This is a genomic window from Micromonospora sp. PRAS1 (assembly GCF_059553435.1).
Window position 1 is genome coordinate 24920 of sequence record NZ_JCANNB010000041.1, and the last position, 16012, is coordinate 40931.

Sequence of the window (16012 nt, forward strand, 5' to 3'; positions counted from 1 at the left end):
TTCAACCATCTAGCTATGATGGTGGTCATGACCCGCTGGCTGGATCCGGACGAACAGCGCACCTGGCGGGCCTTCCTGGCCGCCTCCCGGGCGCTGATGGACACCCTCGACCGAGAACTGCAACGCGACGCCGGCATGCCGCACGCCTACTACGAGATCCTGGTACGCCTCTCCGAGGCGCCCGAACGCCGACTGCGGATGAGCGATCTGGCCGACGCGACCGGCTCCTCCCGCAGCCGGCTCTCGCACGCGGTGGCCCGGCTGGAGGCGGCCGGCTGGGTCCGCCGGGAGGACTGCCCGACCGACCGACGCGGGCAGCTCGCCCTGCTCACCGAGGAGGGTTTCGCCACCCTGGCCGCCGCCGCACCCGGCCATGTCGAGGGGGTACGCCGGCACCTGTTCGATCCACTCAGCCCGGCCCAGGTGGAGCAGTTACGCCAGATCAGCGAGGCGCTGGCCGATCACCTGAACCGGCCCTGACCAGATCCTGACCGAACCACTCCGGCGCGGGTCTTGTACATATCGTCGTCGAATGAGCACGATGGGGCGTGCCCTCCGGCTTCGGTGAACTGACTGATCAGGCGCACGACCTGGTCTCCGCCGGCGATCTCGCCGGCGCCCAACGGCTGCTCGCCGACGCGCTGACCGGCGCCGATCCGCGCCCCGCCAACGCGACACCAGAGCTCGCCGAGGCGGCCAGCCTGCATGCGCGGGTGCTGATCGCCCTCGGCGAGCCGCACTCGGCGCGGGGCTGGGCCGCCTTCGCGTACGCCGCCGCCAGCCAGCTGCACGGTCGCTCCGACCCGCGTACGGTGGCCGCTGCCGCCACCCTGGCGGCGGTGCTGCACCGGGTGGGCAGCTGGTCCCGGGCGGCGCGGCTCTACCAGGAAGTGATCATCGAGCTGACCGCCTCGGACGGGCCGGAGTCGTTGCGGGTACTCGCCGCGCACGCCGACCTGGCCACCGTGGAGTACGCCCGCGGCCAGTGCCAGGTGGCCCGCGACCGGCTCCAGGACGCCTGGGAACTGCACCGCGAGGTCTACGGCGACGGGCATCCCAGCGGGATCAAGATGCTCGCCCGGCTCGGTTCGATGCAGCGCGACTGCGGGCTGTTCGGCGAGGCGCACGACACTCTGTCCCTGGCACGAGAGCTGTGCCGTCAGTACCTGGCTCCGGACGACCCGCTGGCCACGCAGGTGGCGACGCTGGCCCGGGCGGCGGCGAATCCGGATCATGTCTGCGCCGAGACGCCGCCGGTCGGCGCGCAGGGTCCGACCGTGCCCGCCGCCCGCACCTCACCGCCCGAGGGCCTCTCCGCGTCGCAGTGGCCCGATCCGCCCCGCTCGGAAAGCACCGAATCCGGCCCGGACGCGCCACCCACGAGCACGACCGGCGACCTGACCGGGACGAGCGGAATCGGCGCCGCCGAAACGAGCGGGACCGGCCTGACCGGGACCGGCTCGACCGGGACGAGCGGAATCGGCGCCGCCGAAACGAGCGGGACCGGCCTGACCGGGACCGGCTCGACCGGGGCGGGCGGGAGCCTCGCCGCCGGGACGGGCGGGAGCGATCCGGGCTGGTCGGATCAGGACGGGAACGAGTTCGCCGGGATGCAGCTCCCGTGGCCGGACACCGACCCGGGGTGGCCGGCGGAGTCTGCCCCGGGCCGGGTCGCAGAGCCCGAGCCGGGCCCGGCGGACTCCGGCCCGATCGCCTCCCCCTACCCGACCGTGGAACAGCACCCCACCGTGGAACAGCACCCGACCCTGGAACAGCACCCGACCCTGGAACAGCACCCGACCGCGGAACAGCTCGGGGCCACGGAACAGCATCCGGTCGAGGGGTACCACCCCAGCCAGGGACACCCGTCGACGGGCTACTCACCCGCGGCCTCGCCCGTGCCGACGCCCCGGCAACCGGTGGACGGTCCAGCCGGGCCGCCGGAGGACTGGTGGACCGGACCGGCCGCCGCCGGACCCGAGCCCTTCCCGTACTCGTATCCCACGGTCCAACCCGACTCCGAGCTGTACCCCACCGACCGACCCGAAGCAGATCCGCACCCCAGTGGCCAGGCGGGTGCCGATCCCTATCCCGACGAACCCGACCTCGATCCGTATCCCGCGACGGCGGCCTCGCCGTCGTACCCGGAACAGTCGACGGCCGTGCCGCCGAGCGTGGCCGACCTGACCGGGCCGGCCCCGCAGGCACCCGGCGTGTACCGGCTGCGTCGGGTGGCCGAGCCGGAGCGGTCGGGGTCGCCGTCGCGGCTGCTCCCGGTGCCGGTACGCCGGGCGACGGTGCCGCCCCGGCGGCCGAACCGGCTGGTGTTCATCGTCGCGGCCGGCGTGGTCGTGGTGCTGCTCGGCACCGCCGCGGTCATCGCCGGGGTGTCGCGGGTCGACCGGCCCGGCAACCCCACCCCGACCGCGAGCGACGCGCCGGGCGGGTCCGCCACGGCCACCACCCCTGCCCCGGCACCCGCCTCCCCCGGTACCCCACCCACCGGACTTGCCCTGGAGGACAACCGCGACAGCGTGACGCTGAGTTGGAAGTACCCGCCCGGTAGCGAGGGACCGGTGATCGTCTCGGGTGGCCGGACCGGCCAGTCGCCGACGCCCTTCGCCGACCTGCCCGCCGGTACCGAGAGCTTCATCGTCTACAGCCTCGACCGTAGACTCGACTACTGCTTCACGGTGGCGGTCGCCTGGTCCACCGAGACCGTCGCCCGCTCGGACGAGGTCTGCACGAAGCGCCGCTGAGTGCCGGCCCGGCGGGGCCGGGAATGCTGCCGGATCGGTCGCGCCTGGTATCCGCCGATAACGGCGCGGTATCTTTGTCAGTTCAGGCAACAAAAAAGAACGGCCGAAAATAGCCGTTCTTGTATCGCATTCTAGCCAACTGGGAGACGGATTGTCAAGGCACTCCGGCGGTTCGCCGTCCGACGACGAGATCGGCCGCGAGCAGGAGTACGTCTCGATGCTCTACCGCCGCCTGGACGACCTGCGGGAGCAGGCCTCTGGACGGCTCACCGAACAACTGCGGGCCACCGGCGGCACCCGCCAGGAACGCTCCCAACGCGACAGCTCGGTACACATGTACGCCGAGCAGGTCGAGCAGTTCTCGTCGGTGGAGAACGGCCTCTGTTTCGGCCGGCTGGACACCGACGACGGCGAGCGCCGTTACATCGGCCGGATCGGCATCTTCGACACCGACGGTGACTACGATCCGCTGCTGATGGACTGGCGGGCCCCGGCCGCCCGCGCCTTCTACCTGGCCACCGCCGCCAATCCGCAGGGCATCCGCAGGCGTCGGCACCTGCGTACCCGGCAGCGCAAGGTGACCGGCGTCAACGACGAGGTGCTCGACCTGGCCGCCGTCTCCCCCACCGCGCACGAGGAACTCACCGGTGAGGCGTCCCTGCTGGCCGCGCTGAACGCCGGCCGGACCGGCCGGATGCGCGACATCGTCGAGACCATTCAGGCCGAACAGGACCGGATCATCCGGGCCGACCTGCCCGGGGTGCTTGTGGTGCAGGGCGGGCCGGGCACCGGTAAGACGGCGGTGGCGCTGCACCGGGCGGCGTACCTGCTCTACACCCACCGCCGGGAGCTTTCCAGCCGGGGTGTGCTGCTGGTCGGCCCGAACGCCACCTTCCTGCGCTACATCTCGCAGGTGCTGCCCGCGCTGGCCGAGACCGGCGTGCTGCTGCGTACCCAGGCGGATCTTTTTCCCGGCGTGCAGGCCCGGCGCGCGGAGCCGGCCATCACGGCCGCCGTGAAGGGGCGCGCGGTGATGGTCGACGTCCTCGCCGAGGCGGTACGCGACCGGCAGCGGGTGCCCGACGAGCCGCTGGAGATCGAGCTACCGCAGCGGGAGATCCTGCTCCTCGATCCGGCCACCGTGCACGCCGCCCGGGACCGCGCCCGGCGCAGCGGTCGGCCACACAACCTGGCCCGGGCGGTCTTCGACATCGAGATCGTCCACGCGCTGGCCGCCCAGGTCGCCGAGCGGATCGGCGCCGATCCGCTGGGCGGGGAGAACCTGCTGGAGGAGGCCGACCTCGCGGAGATCCGCCGCGAGTTGCGCGAGGAGCCGGAGGTCCGCGCCGCGCTTGACCAGCTCTGGCCGGTGCTCACCCCGCAGCGGTTGCTCGCCGACCTGTACGCCTCGATCGAGCGGCTCGCCACCGCCGCGCCGATGCTCACCGCCGAGGAGCGGGCCGCGCTGCATCGCGAGCCGGGCGGCTGGACCTCGGCGGACGTACCGCTGCTGGACGAGGCGGCGGAGCTGCTCGGTGAGGACGACCGGTCCGCCGCCGCCCGCCGGGAGCGGATCCGCGCCCTGCAACGCGAGTACGCCGAGGGCGTCCTGGAGATCGCCCGGGGTTCCCAGTCGATCGACGTGGAGGACGAGGCCGACGGCGGTGAGATTCTCGGCGTGACCGACCTGCTCGACGCCGACCGGCTGCTGGAGCGGCAGGAGGAGGCCGATCGGCTGACCACCGCGCAACGGGCGGCGGCCGACCGGGGCTGGGCGTTCGGCCACGTCATCGTCGACGAGGCGCAGGAGTTGTCGCCGATGGCGTGGCGACTGCTGATGCGCCGCTGCCCGAGCCGCTCGATGACGATCGTCGGTGACGTGGCGCAGACCGGTGCGCTGGCCGGTACGCCGTCGTGGGCGGACGCGCTGAAGCCGTACGTGGCGGACCGGTGGCGGTTGACCGAGTTGACCGTCAGCTACCGCACTCCGGCCGAGATCATGGCGGTCGCTGCGGACGTACTGGCCGAGATCGACCCGACGCTGCGACCACCGCGCGCCGTACGCTCCAGCGGGTTCCCGCCCGTCGAGCGGTCCGTGCCGGCGGAGCGACTGGCCGCGGAGCTGATCGAGGTCGCCGCCGCGGAGGCGGCCGAGCTGGCCGACGGGCGGCTCGGCGTGATCGTGCCGGGTGGCCGGGTCGACGACCTCGGCGCGGCCCTGACCTCGGCGTTGCCCGAGGCGGCCGTGGGCGAGCAGCCCGACCTGGAGAGCCGGGTCGTGGTGCTCACCGTCGCCGAGGCGAAGGGCCTCGAATTCGACTCGGTGGTGCTGGTCGACCCGGCGAGTATCGTCGCCGAGTCCCCCCGGGGCTCCAGCGACCTCTACGTGGCCCTGACCCGAGCCACCCAACGCCTAACCACCCTCACCCCCACCCCCTGACCCCCATCAGGGTTGATCATGAAGTTGTTGTCGTCCGCCCTCGGCGTGTCGGGCAATAACTTCATGATCAACCTGGGTTCGGGGTGGACTGGTCGCTGGTGGAGCCGCCCGACCGGGTGCTGAAGCCGCCGGTGGTGGCGTCACCCGTCGTGGTCGGGGCCACCTTGCCCCGGTGCCGCTCCGGCTGGCGGGCCACCCGCCGGGCACTGGCCGGTCCGGCCGTACCACCGGTCGTGGTGATCGCACCCTGCCCCCGGGTGGGGCCACCGTCACGCAGCACGGTGGGATCCACCGGCAGGTGCGCCGGGTCGTCCCGGTCGTCGCGCTGGATGGCACTCTCCACATCGGTCGGTGGCACGGTCACCTCGTCCACCGCGCCCTCGCCGTAGCTGCCGCCGGCGATCCGCTCCTCGGCCCGGCGGGCGGCTTCCTGTCGCAGGTCGTCCTCACGCACGATCCATCACCTCACAGAAGGGTCGGTCCTGGGTGCGTGCCCGGTAACCGCCGGGACTAACCCGTCCCCGGGCAACGACGGAACCGGACAAACAGCGCCATCGACGCGCGAGGGCGGCCGGCCCGCTGCGCGCAGCCCGGGTCAGGAGATCCGTCGGGCGATCGAGGGTTACTGCTCTGGAGGCGCCGGGTAGACCCGGGGTGCCCCCGCCAAGCACGCGAACCGTGCCGTGGCCGACACGCGGTAGCGGGGCGAGGGTCGCAGGACTCATCACATCCTGAGGAGGACAGATGAGCACGCAGGCTGCATCCACCAGGCCGATGAACCGTCCGGGTCCGGACGTACAGCATCGGCAGGCAATGCAGGAGACGCCGACCCAGCCGATGCCGATGATGCACGACGGGCATCGGGAGCCGATGCCGGCACCGGGTACGGAGACCAAGCAGGCGTTCCTGACCACGGAGTTCTGGATCTACGCGGCCGCCGTCACCGTCGTGGTGATCGCCGCCTTCTGGCGGGGTACGACCGCGAATGGTCTGAACATCAACAACCCGGGTCAGGCGTGGCTGTACATCACCCTGCTGACCCTCGGTTACCTGGGTAGCCGTGGTCTGGCCAAGGCTGGCAGCCAGCGGCGTTCCGGCCAGGAGCGCCGGCAGCGCGGACGCTGACCTCCGCGCGTAACACGGTGGCCTTCCGGGTTCGTCCCGGAGGGCCACCGTGCCGTTTCGCTGCGCCGACCGGTGCGCTACTTGGCCAGGAAGTCCTTCAGAGCGGCGTTGACCTCGTCGGCGTGGGTCCAGAGCAGGCCGTGCGGTGCGCCCTCGATCTCGACGTAGTCGGCCTCGGGAAGCGCCTGGTGGAACCGGCGGCCCGTGGCGTCGATCGGCAGGATGTTGTCCTTCGTGCCGTGCAGGATCAGGGTCGGCTTGCCGGCGGCGCGGACCGCCTCGACGTCACCGCGGAAGTCCTCGATCCAGGCAGGAACCACGGCGTACGCGGCGACCGGAGCGCTGCCGATCGCGACGTTCCAGCTGCCCGTGACCACTTCCTGGCTGATGCGCGTGCCGAGGTTCTCGTCCAGGTTGTAGAACTCCTCGTAGAAATCCCTGAACCAGGCGTACCTGTCGCTCTTTGCCGCGGTGGCGATCTCGTCGAAGACCTCCTGCGGCACGCCCTCGGGGTTGTCGTCGCGCTGCACGAGGAAGGGTTCGAGCGACGCGAGGAACGCGAGCTTCGCGACCCGCTCATGCCCGTGACGGGCCACGTAGCGGGCCAGCTCGCCGGTGCCCATGGAGAAGCCCACGAGCACGACGTCACGCAGGTCGAGAGTCTCCAGCACCGTGTTCAGATCCGCGGCGAACGTGTCGTAGTCATAGCCGCCGTGGACCTTCGAGGACTGGCCGAAGCCTCGGCGGTCGTACGTGATCACGCGGTAGCCCTGGTCCAGCAGCTCGCGCGTCTGCTTCTCCCAGCTGTGACCGTTCAGCGGGTACCCGTGGATCAGCACGACCGGCTGACCGGCGCCCTGATCCTCGTAGTACAGCTCGATCGGGGTGCTGTTCTCGTTCCCGACGGTGATGTAGCCCATTGTCCTGGCCCTTCGATCTTCGTCGGCGGACAAGACGCCGTCGACTGGGTAGGTCGACACGTGTGGTTGGCACACGGTCAACGACTTCATGACGTGCTGAGATCGAGATCGCACTCTCCGAGATCGTCGATGACGGTGAGCCGACCGCCATCGCCGGGATCCGGGTCCGGAATCATCATCTCCGGATCGACGAGGTAGACCTCGTGACCGTCCAAGGTGAGCCGACGCGCGACCTCCAGCAGCATGCGCCGGGCCACATCGTCGATGGAGTGCACCAGGGAGACGTCGAGGACCACTCGGGGCTCCGCAGGCGGATCCTCCACGATGTCGCGGACGATCCGCTCGGCCCCCGCGAAACGGATTCCGCCCTGGAGCCGGATGACCCGGGTCGCCTCCGTTGCGCCGCCTCGTGTTCGATTGGACCGTACGACCGCGCGCGCCGCGGGCGGCACCTCCATCACATGCAGCCCCATGTCGGAGGAGAACCGCTCGAACAGCGACACCCCGCGCACACTGTTCCCGTGCCGGTCCAGTCGAGGCGAGAAGGTGGCGATGCCGAGCTGACCGGGGAGCGCACCGATCAGTCCCCCGGCCACCCCGCTCTTCGCCGGAATGCCGACCTGCGTGGCCCAGTCGCCGGCGGCGTCGTACATCCCGCAGGTGGCCATCACGCTCAGCACCTGGCGCACCACCGCCCCGTCCACCACCTGCTCGTTCGTGAGCGGATTGACCCCGCGGTTGGCAAGCGTCGCCGCCATCATCGCCAGATCCCGAGTGGTCACGAGCACCGAGCACTGGCGGATGTAGCCATCGACAACGGCCCTCGGGTCCTCGGTGAGGATGTCGTGGCTGCGCAGCATGTGCGCGATGGCGAGGTTGCGGTGCGCGCTCTCCATCTCGGATGCGCACACCGTCTCGTCGACCGTCAGTTGGCGGCCCGCGAACGCCGAGAGCCCCCGGACGACGCGGTCGACCCGCTCGACGGGCGTCAGATTCTCCGGACCGGCGAGCGAGTGAGTCGTGATCGCGCCGGCGTTGATCATCGGATTGCGGGGACGCCCCGTACCGTTCTCGAGGGAGATCTCGTTGAACGCCTCCCCGGACGGCTCGACCCCGACCTTGGCGAGTACCCGATCGAAGCCGCGGTCGGCGAGCGCCAGCGCGTACACGAAGGGCTTCGAGATCGACTGGATCGTGAACGCGACATCGACGTCGCCGGCCCCGTGGACCTTGCCGTCGACCGTGGCGAAGACCGCTGCGAGACGCTCGGGATCAGCTGCCGCGAGCTCGGGGATGTACCCCGCCAGCTCGCCGGAGGTGTCCGCTGCGACCGCTCCGAGTACGTCAGTCAGATAGTCGGGAACGATCGACCGCATCCGCCCTCCTCAGGTCATGTGGACCATATCCGTCATTGGTTGATGCGTCAACCAACGACACGCGGCGGGTCACCTCACCGAGATGACCCGCCGCAGAACGGCCCGAATGACGTCGGGCCTAGAACTCCTCGAAGCCCCCGAAGTCGCCACCGCCGAAGTCACCGCCGCCGAAGTCACCGGCCGCCTCGGCGATCTCCTCCTCGCCGCCGTCGAGGGCGTTGCCGATCATGTGACCGGCGAGCATGCCACCCGCGGCACCGAGCGCCGCACCGGCCACTACGCCACCCATGCCGACGCCACCCCGGCGCTGCGGTTGGCCGTACTTGCCGGGCGGGCCGTAGCCCTGCGGAGCACCGTAGCCCGGTGCGCCGTAGCCGGGAGCGCCGTAGCCCTGCTGAGCGCCGTACCCGTGGGGGGCGCCGTAGCCCGGGGCACCGAACGCCTGGGCCCGCAGGGTGCTGAAGCGGTCGATCGTCTCGCGCAGCCAGCCGTCGACCACCTGCGTCCAGTCGTGCTTGTCGGCCTCGGCGTGCCCGACCTGGTAGCGACCGAAGACGTCCTGACCGGGTACGAGGAAACCGCCTCGCTTGTCGCACTCCAGCACCACGTCGATGCCGTGCGGGTTGGTCACGAAGGTCAGCTCGACCTCGTTGATCACCTGCGCGTACTGTGGCGCCGCGAAGAACTCGATCTCCTGGTAGAACGGCAGCGTCTGCTGCACGCCGTGGATCATGCCCCGCTCGAGGTCCGCCTTCTTGAACCGGAAGCCGAGCTGGCCGAACGCCGCCAGGATCCGCTCCTGCACCGGCAGCGGGTGCACGTTGATCTCGTCCAGGTCGCCCTTGTCGACCGCGCGGGCGATCGCCAGCTCGGTACGCAGCCCCATCGTCATGCCGTGCAGGCGCTGCCCGTAGACCGCGGTGACCGGGGCCTCCCAGGGCACCGGCAGCTGGAACGGAATCGACAGCGCCTGCTTCGGGGCGAGCTGGAGGGGGCCGCTCACCACCTGCCGGTGGAACTCCATCACGCCGGCCTGCTCGCCGACCTCGACCCGGGTGACCAACCCGATGACGATCTGCTCGATGTCCGCCTGGGCTTCCCCGCCGATCAGGTTCACCTGGCCGTTGAGGATCTCTCCGGGCCGGGTGTTCGGGTTGGCCAGGACGGTGTCCACACTGGGACCGCCCACGCCGAGCGCGCTCAACATCTTCTTGAAGACCACTGGTACTCCCGCGGGGTCTGGTGCCCGTACTCTCTTTAGGAGCGGACGCTGACGGCGGCACGCTATCGAGCGGGCCTGTGAGGTCGCTGAAAACCCGCCAGCCGTCAGAAGCGGAAGCACCTGACCACGGTCCGGCCAAGCCGCGACCTGACCGCCACGTTCAGCAGGCAGGTATCCCGACCACCGCGACGTCCATGCCGAGCCGGTTCAGATGCCGGGCGGCCCGGTAGAGCATCGCCTGGGAGAAGGTGAACAACGAGTCCGGCGTCAACTCGCCTTTGGTGAGTTGGATCGCGAAGACGAAGCCGGGACGTCGGGCCAGGGCGGCCCGCCGGTCGGCGGGCAGGCTTTCGAGTAGCTGCTGCCAAGCCTGATCTCCGTCGAGGATGGCTTCCGCCGCCACCACAGCCTGGCTGAACAGGTGGCTGAGGGGTGCCGAGCGGTCGGCCCGCTTGACGCATACGAGTTGGTTGTCCGGGCTGACCCAGTCGCAGATCTCGATGCCGCGTGCCAGCACCCGCTCGATGGTCATCTCCTCGACTCTTCGAGCCTCGCCGGGAAATTCGACGATCAGGTTCTCGACGTCCTGGCCGAGCAGTTCTACCGGCAGGCAGATGCCGAGCCGAGGGCTGTCGGGTACGCGCAGTTCGGCCTCCAGGGCGCTCCAGGCCGAACGCGCCGTCCTCGGCCCGAGAGGTGAACACCTTGGGGACGTACTCGGCGACCTCAACGATTCGTATCCAGAAGTCAAGAGCCGTGTAGACGACTACCTGGCTGCCGTCGCGCCCGGTGTCGCGGGAATCGACCGACATGCTGTCGGTCGGTACGTGACCATCGAGATGCGGCAGCACAGCAACGACGGCGCGGCTACCGCGTTTGGGCCAAACGCGATGTCAGACGGCACTATCCGGGCCGCTGGTGTGTTGGCGGCTCTCTTCCAGGCCCCAACCAGGTACGGACAGGTCAATCTGGTCGGCATCGAGGAGCCAGAGACGGCCCTGCACCCAGCAGCCGCTGGCGCTCTCTATGACGCGCTCACGGAGGCCTGCGAGCATGTGCAGGTGCTCGCCACGACCCAGAGTGACGATCTCCTCGATCGTGACGACGTTGATCTGGATACCATTCTGGCCGTCGCCAACGAGAATGGTTCAACCGTCATCGGTCCGCTCGACGCCGCGAGTCGCCAAATCGTGCGCGACGGTCTGTTCACTGTCGGCGGCTTGATGCGAGCCAACCAATTGGCACCGGAGCCGGCCATGCCGGATGACGTCGGGCCGGTGACAGAATGAGCGGGTACGAGGCGGTCACCATCGCACCGGCGGTTGAGGGCCACGGTGAGGTGAATGCCCTGCCGATCCTGCTGAGAAGGATCGCGGCGGAGTTGTCGGTGTGGAACCTCCAGGTCGCTACGCCGTTTCGGGTTCCACAAACACAGTTGATCGGCGGCGGGCTTGAGACGGCCGTGGACAAGCCGAAGGTAGACCAGGCACCCCTCGCCGCGAGGTTCGATCTATACGCTGCCCGGGCCAACTCGCCATCGTTCGACAAGCTCTGGCGCGAGGTACAGAAGCTCCTCGCCTGATTCGAGCGGTGGCACCGAGCAAGCAGCGCAGGTGGCTCCCCCGGGTCGGCCGCCACGGGGTGTGCGACTGCAAGATTTTCTCGGCGCGGATGTCGAGGGCGGCGTTGCCGGCTTCTACCTACGGGTGAGAGCACCGATGATGGGTGCGCAGCCGTGAGGGAGACCATCGTGAAGTACATGCTGCTTATGCAGTTCAGCGCCGCCGGCACTGGCTTCCCGCCGATCCAGGACTGGACGCCGGAGGAGATCAGCGCGCACATCGCCTTCATGGGCGAGGTCAACGCGAAGCTGGTCGCCGACGGCGAGTGGGTCGACGGTCAGGGGCTCGCCGGGCCGGCGCAGGCGAAAATCGTACGGGCCGGTGCCGGCGGCGCTGCGGTGGTGACCGAGGGGCCGTTCGCCGAGACGAAGGAGTTCCTCGCCGGTTACTGGATCGTCGACGTGGAGTCCGCCGAGCGGGCGGTGGCGATCGCGGCCTGGATCTCCACCGCGCCGGGGCCGGCCGGCGCGTCGTTGAACATGCCGATCGAGGTTCACCCGGTGATGTCCGCACCGCCGCAGGACGTGTGACCGGAGCGCCGCTGACCGAGGACCTGCTGCGCGGTCTCGCGCCGCAGGTCCTCGGCGTGCTCGCACGCCGGTTCGGTGACTTCGCCACCGCCGAGGACGCGGTGCAGGAGGCGCTGCTGGCCGCCGCGACCCGGTGGCCGGAGGAGGGCGTACCGGACAATCCGCGAGGTTGGCTGATCCAGGTCGCGTACCGGCGGATGATCGAGATCGTCCGCGCCGAGCAGGCCCGCCGGGCCCGCGAGGATCTGGTCGCCCGGCGGGAGCCGGCGGACCGGCGCAGCGTACCGGCGATCGACGAGCAGCTGACCGCGGAGCGGGACGAGACCCTGCTGCTGCTCCTGCTCTGCTGTCACCCGGCGCTCTCGCCCACCTCGGCGATCGCGCTCACCCTGCGGGCGGTCGGCGGGCTGACCACCGCCGAGATCGCGCGAGCGTTCCTGGTCCCGGAGCCGACGATGGCGCAGCGGATCAGCCGCGCCAAGCAGAGCATCCGAGCTTCCGGTACGCCGTTCCGGATGCCCGCGCCGGCCGAGCTACCAGCACGGCTCGCCGCCGTCCGGCACGCGCTCTACCTGATCTTCACCGAGGGGTACGTGGCCAGCGCGGGAGACCGGCTGCGCCGAGTCGACCTGGCGCGCGAGGCGATCCGGCTGGCCCGGGCGTTGCACACCCGACTGCCGGAGGACAGCGAGTCCGCCGGCCTGTTGGCGCTGATGCTGCTCACCGAGGCCCGCAGCGCGGCGCGCACCGGCGCCTCGGGCGAGCTGATTCCGCTGGCCGAGCAGGACCGGGGACGCTGGGACGCGACCGCGATCGCCGAGGGCGTCGCGCTGGTCACCCGGGCGCTGCCGCGCGGGCCGGTCGGCCCGTACCAGGTGCAGGCCGCCATCGCGGCGCTGCACGACGAGGCGCCGACCGCCGAGGAGACCGACTGGCCGCAGATCCTCGCGCTCTACGAGGTGCTGGAGAGCCTCTCCGCCAGCCCGGTGGTGACGCTGAACCGCGCGGTCGCGCTTGCGATGACCCGCGGACCGGCGGCCGGCCTGGCCGCCCTGGCGGCGCTGGACGGCGATGCCCGGCTGGCTGACCATCACCGGCTGCCCGCGGTCCGCGCCCACCTGCACGAGCTGGCCGGTGACCGCGCAGCTGCGGTGGCGCAGTACCGCCTCGCCGCCGGCCTGACCGCGAGCCTTCCCGAACAGCGTTACCTGCTGATGCGCGCCGCCCGCCTGGCCTGAGCCGGGACCGGTGGTGGCCGGGTCCGTGCGGACCCGGCCACCCGTGCTGCCAGGTTCAGCTTGCGGTGCAGGTCACGGCGGGCACCGGGTTGGTGCCGTTCCAGCTGCCGAGGAAGCCGAAGCTGGTGCTGGCACCGGCGCCGAGCCGGCCGTTGTAGTCGACGTTGCGGGCGGTCACCGTCGAGCCGCTGCTGGTGACCGTGGCGTTCCAGGACTGCGTCACGCTCTGCCCGTTGGCGTACGTCCAGCGCACCGTCCAGCCGGAGATGGCGGTACCGACGGCGCTCACCCGGACGTCGGCCTGGAAGCCGCCCTGCCACTGGCTGGTCACCGAGTACGTCGCCGTGCAGCCGGCACCCGGCGGCGGCGTGGTGGTCGGCGGCGCAGTGGTCGGCGGCGGCGGGGTCGTGGTCGGCGGCGGGGTGGTGGTCGGCGGGGTGGTGGTCGGCGGGACCGAGTCGTAGATGGTGGCCTGCCGGGCGGTCTGCCGGATGCCGTTGGTGCCGTTGAAGAGCCGCTGGCCCCAACTGGTCAGCTGGTTCGGGTTGAAGTTGGTGGCCATGTCGAGGTACTCGACGCCGCCGCTGTTGCCGCTCCACGACCAGCCCAGCCAGCCGATGCCGTTGGCCTGCGTGTACGACAGGATGGCGTCCTCGTCGGGGTCGCCGTCGGAGTGGTAGTGGCCGAACTCGCCGACCACGATCGGCAGGCCACGGCTGCGGAAGCGGCCCAGGTAGTCGCTGATCTCGGCGGCGGTGTCGAAGACGCCGTACATGTGGACCGAGAAGACCGTGTTGCGGGCCGGGTCGGCGTTGAACACCGTCGGCGCGTTGTCCCGCATGGTGAAGGACCAGTCCTGACCCCAGTTCGGCGCGTCCACCATGATGGTGTGCTGGATGCCGCCGGTGCGCAGCCGGCGGATCGCGTTGGACGTGTCGGTGGTCCAGGACGAGTAGTTCTGGTTGCCGTACGGCTCGTTGCCGATGTTGACGATCACGTACGATTCCTGGCCGTTGAGCGCGCTGGCGATGCTGAGCCAGTAGTCGACCGCGCGGTCCAGGGTGATGGCCCCGCTCTGCTCGCCGTAGCCGGTGGTGTCGTGCACCTCAAGGACGCAGATCAGGCGGTTCGCCTTGCACAGCTGGATCACGTTTGTCACGTCGGCGGCGCTGTTGCGGGTCCACCGGTCGCCGCTGGAGAGCACGACCCGGACGGTGTTCGCGCCGAGCGCCTTGATGTTGGCGAAGGAACTGGTCTGGTTCGCGTACCAGGTGTGCGCGTGGTTGACGCCGCGCATGACGAACTCTCTGCCGTTCGCCTCGTAGAGCTTGCCGTTGCTGACTGTGAAGCCGGTGGCGGCCTGTGCCGACGGTCCAAAGGCAAACACGGCGGCGACGGTCGCCAGCAGGACGGCGCTGGCGCCCGCGAATAGTTTTTTCATCACGCTTCCTCGCAGGAGGTTTCTCCCCCGTGCCCAGGGGGAGTTGCGGTGGTGGCTGGTGTGGCGGCTGAGCCCGACAGCCGCTTGCCCGGGGCCCGGCGAGGCAGGCATCAGCGTAGGCCGATGGAATGCCGAAGGCAACCGGTTCAGTAATCTGGCCGACCGCCGCCCGACCCGTGACGGCCCATGAGAACGCGAGCCGCCACGGGGGCGGACATCCCCACCACAGGATGTGCACCACGCCGGCATCTGAACCGGTTCAGGCCAACGGTAGGCAGGGGCCGGGAGGGCGTCAAGGCACCGACCAGGGTTGATCTAACCGGGGCGGGGTATCCGGAACGGGTCACCCGGTCCGGAAGGAGACACCATGGTCAGCATCGGCTACACCCTGCTGTGCGAGCAGGCCGGCCCGAAGCAGCTCGTCGACTACGCCGTACGGGCCGAGGCGGCCGGTTTCGACCAGCTCGTGATGTCCGACCACTACTACCCCTGGCTGGAGTCGCAGGGTCATTCACCGTACGCCTGGTCGGTGCTGGGCGCGGTCGCACACGCCACCTCCCGCGCGGCGCTGATGTCCTTCGTGACCTGCCCGATCCGCCGCTACCACCCGGCGGTGGTGGCGCAGAAGGCGGCCACCATCGGCGTCCTCTCCGACGGCCGGTTCACCCTCGGCCTCGGCGCCGGGGAGAACCTGAACGAACACGTGGTCGGCGCCTGGCCGCACGTGCAGCAGCGGCACGAGATGTTCGAGGAGGCGTTGCAGATCATCCGGCCGCTGCTCAACGGGGAGACGCTCACCTTCTCCGGCAACCACTACGACGTGCCGGACGCGTACCTGTGGGACCGGCCGGAACGGCCCGTACCGATGGCGGTGGCCGCCTCCGGCCGGCAGTCCGCCACCCTCGCCGCCGAGTACGCCGACGCCATGATCGCCACCGACCCGGAGTCGCGCCTGGTGGAGATGTACGAGGAGGCCGGCGGTGCCGGACGCCCCCGGTACGGGCAGGTGGCCATCTGCTACGGCCCGGACGAGGCGGAATGCCGCAAGATCGTTCACGACCAGTTCCGCTGGTTCGGGCTGGGCTGGAAGGTCAACACCGACCTGCCCGACACGGACGCGTTCGAGGCGGCCACCCAGAGCGTGCGCGAGGAGGACGTGGCGGGCGCGATCTCCTGCGGCCCCGACGTGGACAAGCACGTGGCGGCGTTCAAGCAGTTCGTCGATGCCGGCTTCACTCACGTGGCGCTGATCCAGATCGGCGGCGACAGCCAACCGATGTTCCTGGACTGGGCGCAGGAGGAGTTGCTGCCCCGGCTGCGCGAACTGTGACCGGCCACC

General features: G+C 70.4%; 14 protein-coding genes and 1 pseudogene. 9 read left to right on the forward strand and 6 right to left on the reverse strand.

The genetic code is table 11. The features are described 5' to 3' along the window. Positions 1 to 18 precede the first annotated feature (18 nt). The 3 genes and pseudogenes from AC507J_RS27590 (at position 19) to AC507J_RS27600 (ending at position 5199) form a co-directional block, all read left to right on the forward strand. A complete protein-coding gene (locus tag AC507J_RS27590; RefSeq protein WP_496292649.1) occupies positions 19 to 480 on the forward strand; it encodes a MarR family winged helix-turn-helix transcriptional regulator in 462 nt (153 codons plus the stop codon). A gap of 68 nt (positions 481 to 548) precedes the next feature. Beyond that, positions 549 to 1304 (forward strand): annotated as a pseudogene (locus tag AC507J_RS27595) (tetratricopeptide repeat protein); the annotation flags it as partial. Positions 1305 to 2910: 1606 nt separating this feature from the next. Beyond that, positions 2911 to 5199, forward strand: coding sequence for a HelD family protein (locus tag AC507J_RS27600; RefSeq protein WP_496292595.1), 2289 nt, complete (start codon positions 2911 to 2913; stop codon positions 5197 to 5199). 67 nt (positions 5200 to 5266) lie between these two features. Here the strand turns inward: AC507J_RS27600 and AC507J_RS27605 are convergent, their stop codons facing one another. Next, entirely contained in the window at positions 5267 to 5653 is a 387-nt protein-coding gene (locus tag AC507J_RS27605; RefSeq protein ID WP_496292597.1) for a hypothetical protein, read from the reverse strand. A gap of 290 nt (positions 5654 to 5943) precedes the next feature. On the opposite strand from AC507J_RS27605, the gene AC507J_RS27610 reads away from it, so the two are divergent. Next, positions 5944 to 6324: a hypothetical protein gene (locus AC507J_RS27610; RefSeq protein ID WP_496292599.1), complete on the forward strand. Its 381-nt coding sequence runs from the start codon at positions 5944 to 5946 to the stop codon at positions 6322 to 6324. A gap of 77 nt (positions 6325 to 6401) precedes the next feature. Here the strand turns inward: AC507J_RS27610 and AC507J_RS27615 are convergent, their stop codons facing one another. The 4 genes from AC507J_RS27615 to AC507J_RS27630 form a co-directional block, all read right to left on the reverse strand. Next, positions 6402 to 7244: an alpha/beta fold hydrolase gene (locus tag AC507J_RS27615; RefSeq protein ID WP_496292601.1), complete on the reverse strand. Its 843-nt coding sequence runs from the start codon at positions 7242 to 7244 to the stop codon at positions 6402 to 6404. Between the two features lie 86 nt (positions 7245 to 7330). Then, the gene (locus AC507J_RS27620; RefSeq protein ID WP_496292603.1) at positions 7331 to 8620 is read right to left on the reverse strand and encodes a glutaminase; all 1290 of its coding nucleotides are present in this window, start codon (positions 8618 to 8620) and stop codon (positions 7331 to 7333) included. 118 nt (positions 8621 to 8738) lie between these two features. Further along, the gene (locus AC507J_RS27625) at positions 8739 to 9842 is read right to left on the reverse strand and encodes a sporulation protein (RefSeq protein ID WP_496292605.1); all 1104 of its coding nucleotides are present in this window, start codon (positions 9840 to 9842) and stop codon (positions 8739 to 8741) included. Between the two features lie 160 nt (positions 9843 to 10002). Further along, positions 10003 to 10572 carry a DUF6119 family protein gene (locus tag AC507J_RS27630; RefSeq protein WP_496292607.1) on the reverse strand — a complete coding sequence of 190 codons (570 nt, stop codon included), beginning with the start codon at positions 10570 to 10572 and terminating at the stop codon, positions 10003 to 10005. A 97-nt stretch (positions 10573 to 10669) separates the two neighbouring features. Between AC507J_RS27630 and AC507J_RS27635 the strand changes: the two genes are divergently transcribed. The 4 genes from AC507J_RS27635 (at position 10670) to AC507J_RS27650 (ending at position 13232) form a co-directional block, all read left to right on the forward strand. Continuing rightward, a complete protein-coding gene (locus tag AC507J_RS27635; protein WP_496292609.1) occupies positions 10670 to 11131 on the forward strand; it encodes an AAA family ATPase in 462 nt (153 codons plus the stop codon). Next, the gene (locus AC507J_RS27640; protein WP_496292611.1) at positions 11128 to 11424 is read left to right on the forward strand and encodes a hypothetical protein; all 297 of its coding nucleotides are present in this window, start codon (positions 11128 to 11130) and stop codon (positions 11422 to 11424) included. Before AC507J_RS27635 ends, AC507J_RS27640 begins: the two co-directional genes overlap by 4 nt. Before the next feature lie 153 nt (positions 11425 to 11577). Next, positions 11578 to 11994: a YciI family protein gene (locus tag AC507J_RS27645; protein ID WP_496292613.1), complete on the forward strand. Its 417-nt coding sequence runs from the start codon at positions 11578 to 11580 to the stop codon at positions 11992 to 11994. Beyond that, entirely contained in the window at positions 11991 to 13232 is a 1242-nt protein-coding gene (locus AC507J_RS27650; RefSeq protein WP_496292615.1) for an RNA polymerase sigma factor, read from the forward strand. Before AC507J_RS27645 ends, AC507J_RS27650 begins: the two co-directional genes overlap by 4 nt. A 55-nt stretch (positions 13233 to 13287) precedes the next feature. On the opposite strand, the gene AC507J_RS27655 is transcribed toward AC507J_RS27650, so the two are convergent. Further along, positions 13288 to 14673, reverse strand: coding sequence for a cellulase family glycosylhydrolase (locus AC507J_RS27655; RefSeq protein ID WP_496292617.1), 1386 nt, complete (start codon positions 14671 to 14673; stop codon positions 13288 to 13290). Positions 14674 to 15040: 367 nt separating this feature from the next. Between AC507J_RS27655 and AC507J_RS27660 the strand changes: the two genes are divergently transcribed. Beyond that, positions 15041 to 16003: a TIGR03557 family F420-dependent LLM class oxidoreductase gene (locus AC507J_RS27660; protein ID WP_496292619.1), complete on the forward strand. Its 963-nt coding sequence runs from the start codon at positions 15041 to 15043 to the stop codon at positions 16001 to 16003. Positions 16004 to 16012: the final 9 nt, after the last annotated feature.

Bases quoted from the DNA above. Each gene is read 5' to 3' on its own strand.
- AC507J_RS27590 (WP_496292649.1), top strand. From the start codon at position 19: ATGGTGGTCATGACCCGCTGGCTGGATCCGGACGAACAGCGCACCTGG.
- AC507J_RS27610 (WP_496292599.1), top strand. From the start codon at position 5,944: ATGAGCACGCAGGCTGCATCCACCAGGCCGATGAACCGTCCGGGTCCG.
- AC507J_RS27615 (WP_496292601.1), bottom strand. From the start codon at position 7,244: ATGGGCTACATCACCGTCGGGAACGAGAACAGCACCCCGATCGAGCTG.
- AC507J_RS27620 (WP_496292603.1), bottom strand. From the start codon at position 8,620: ATGCGGTCGATCGTTCCCGACTATCTGACTGACGTACTCGGAGCGGTC.
- AC507J_RS27640 (WP_496292611.1), top strand. From the start codon at position 11,128: ATGAGCGGGTACGAGGCGGTCACCATCGCACCGGCGGTTGAGGGCCAC.
- AC507J_RS27655 (WP_496292617.1), bottom strand. From the start codon at position 14,673: ATGAAAAAACTATTCGCGGGCGCCAGCGCCGTCCTGCTGGCGACCGTC.
- AC507J_RS27660 (WP_496292619.1), top strand. From the start codon at position 15,041: ATGGTCAGCATCGGCTACACCCTGCTGTGCGAGCAGGCCGGCCCGAAG.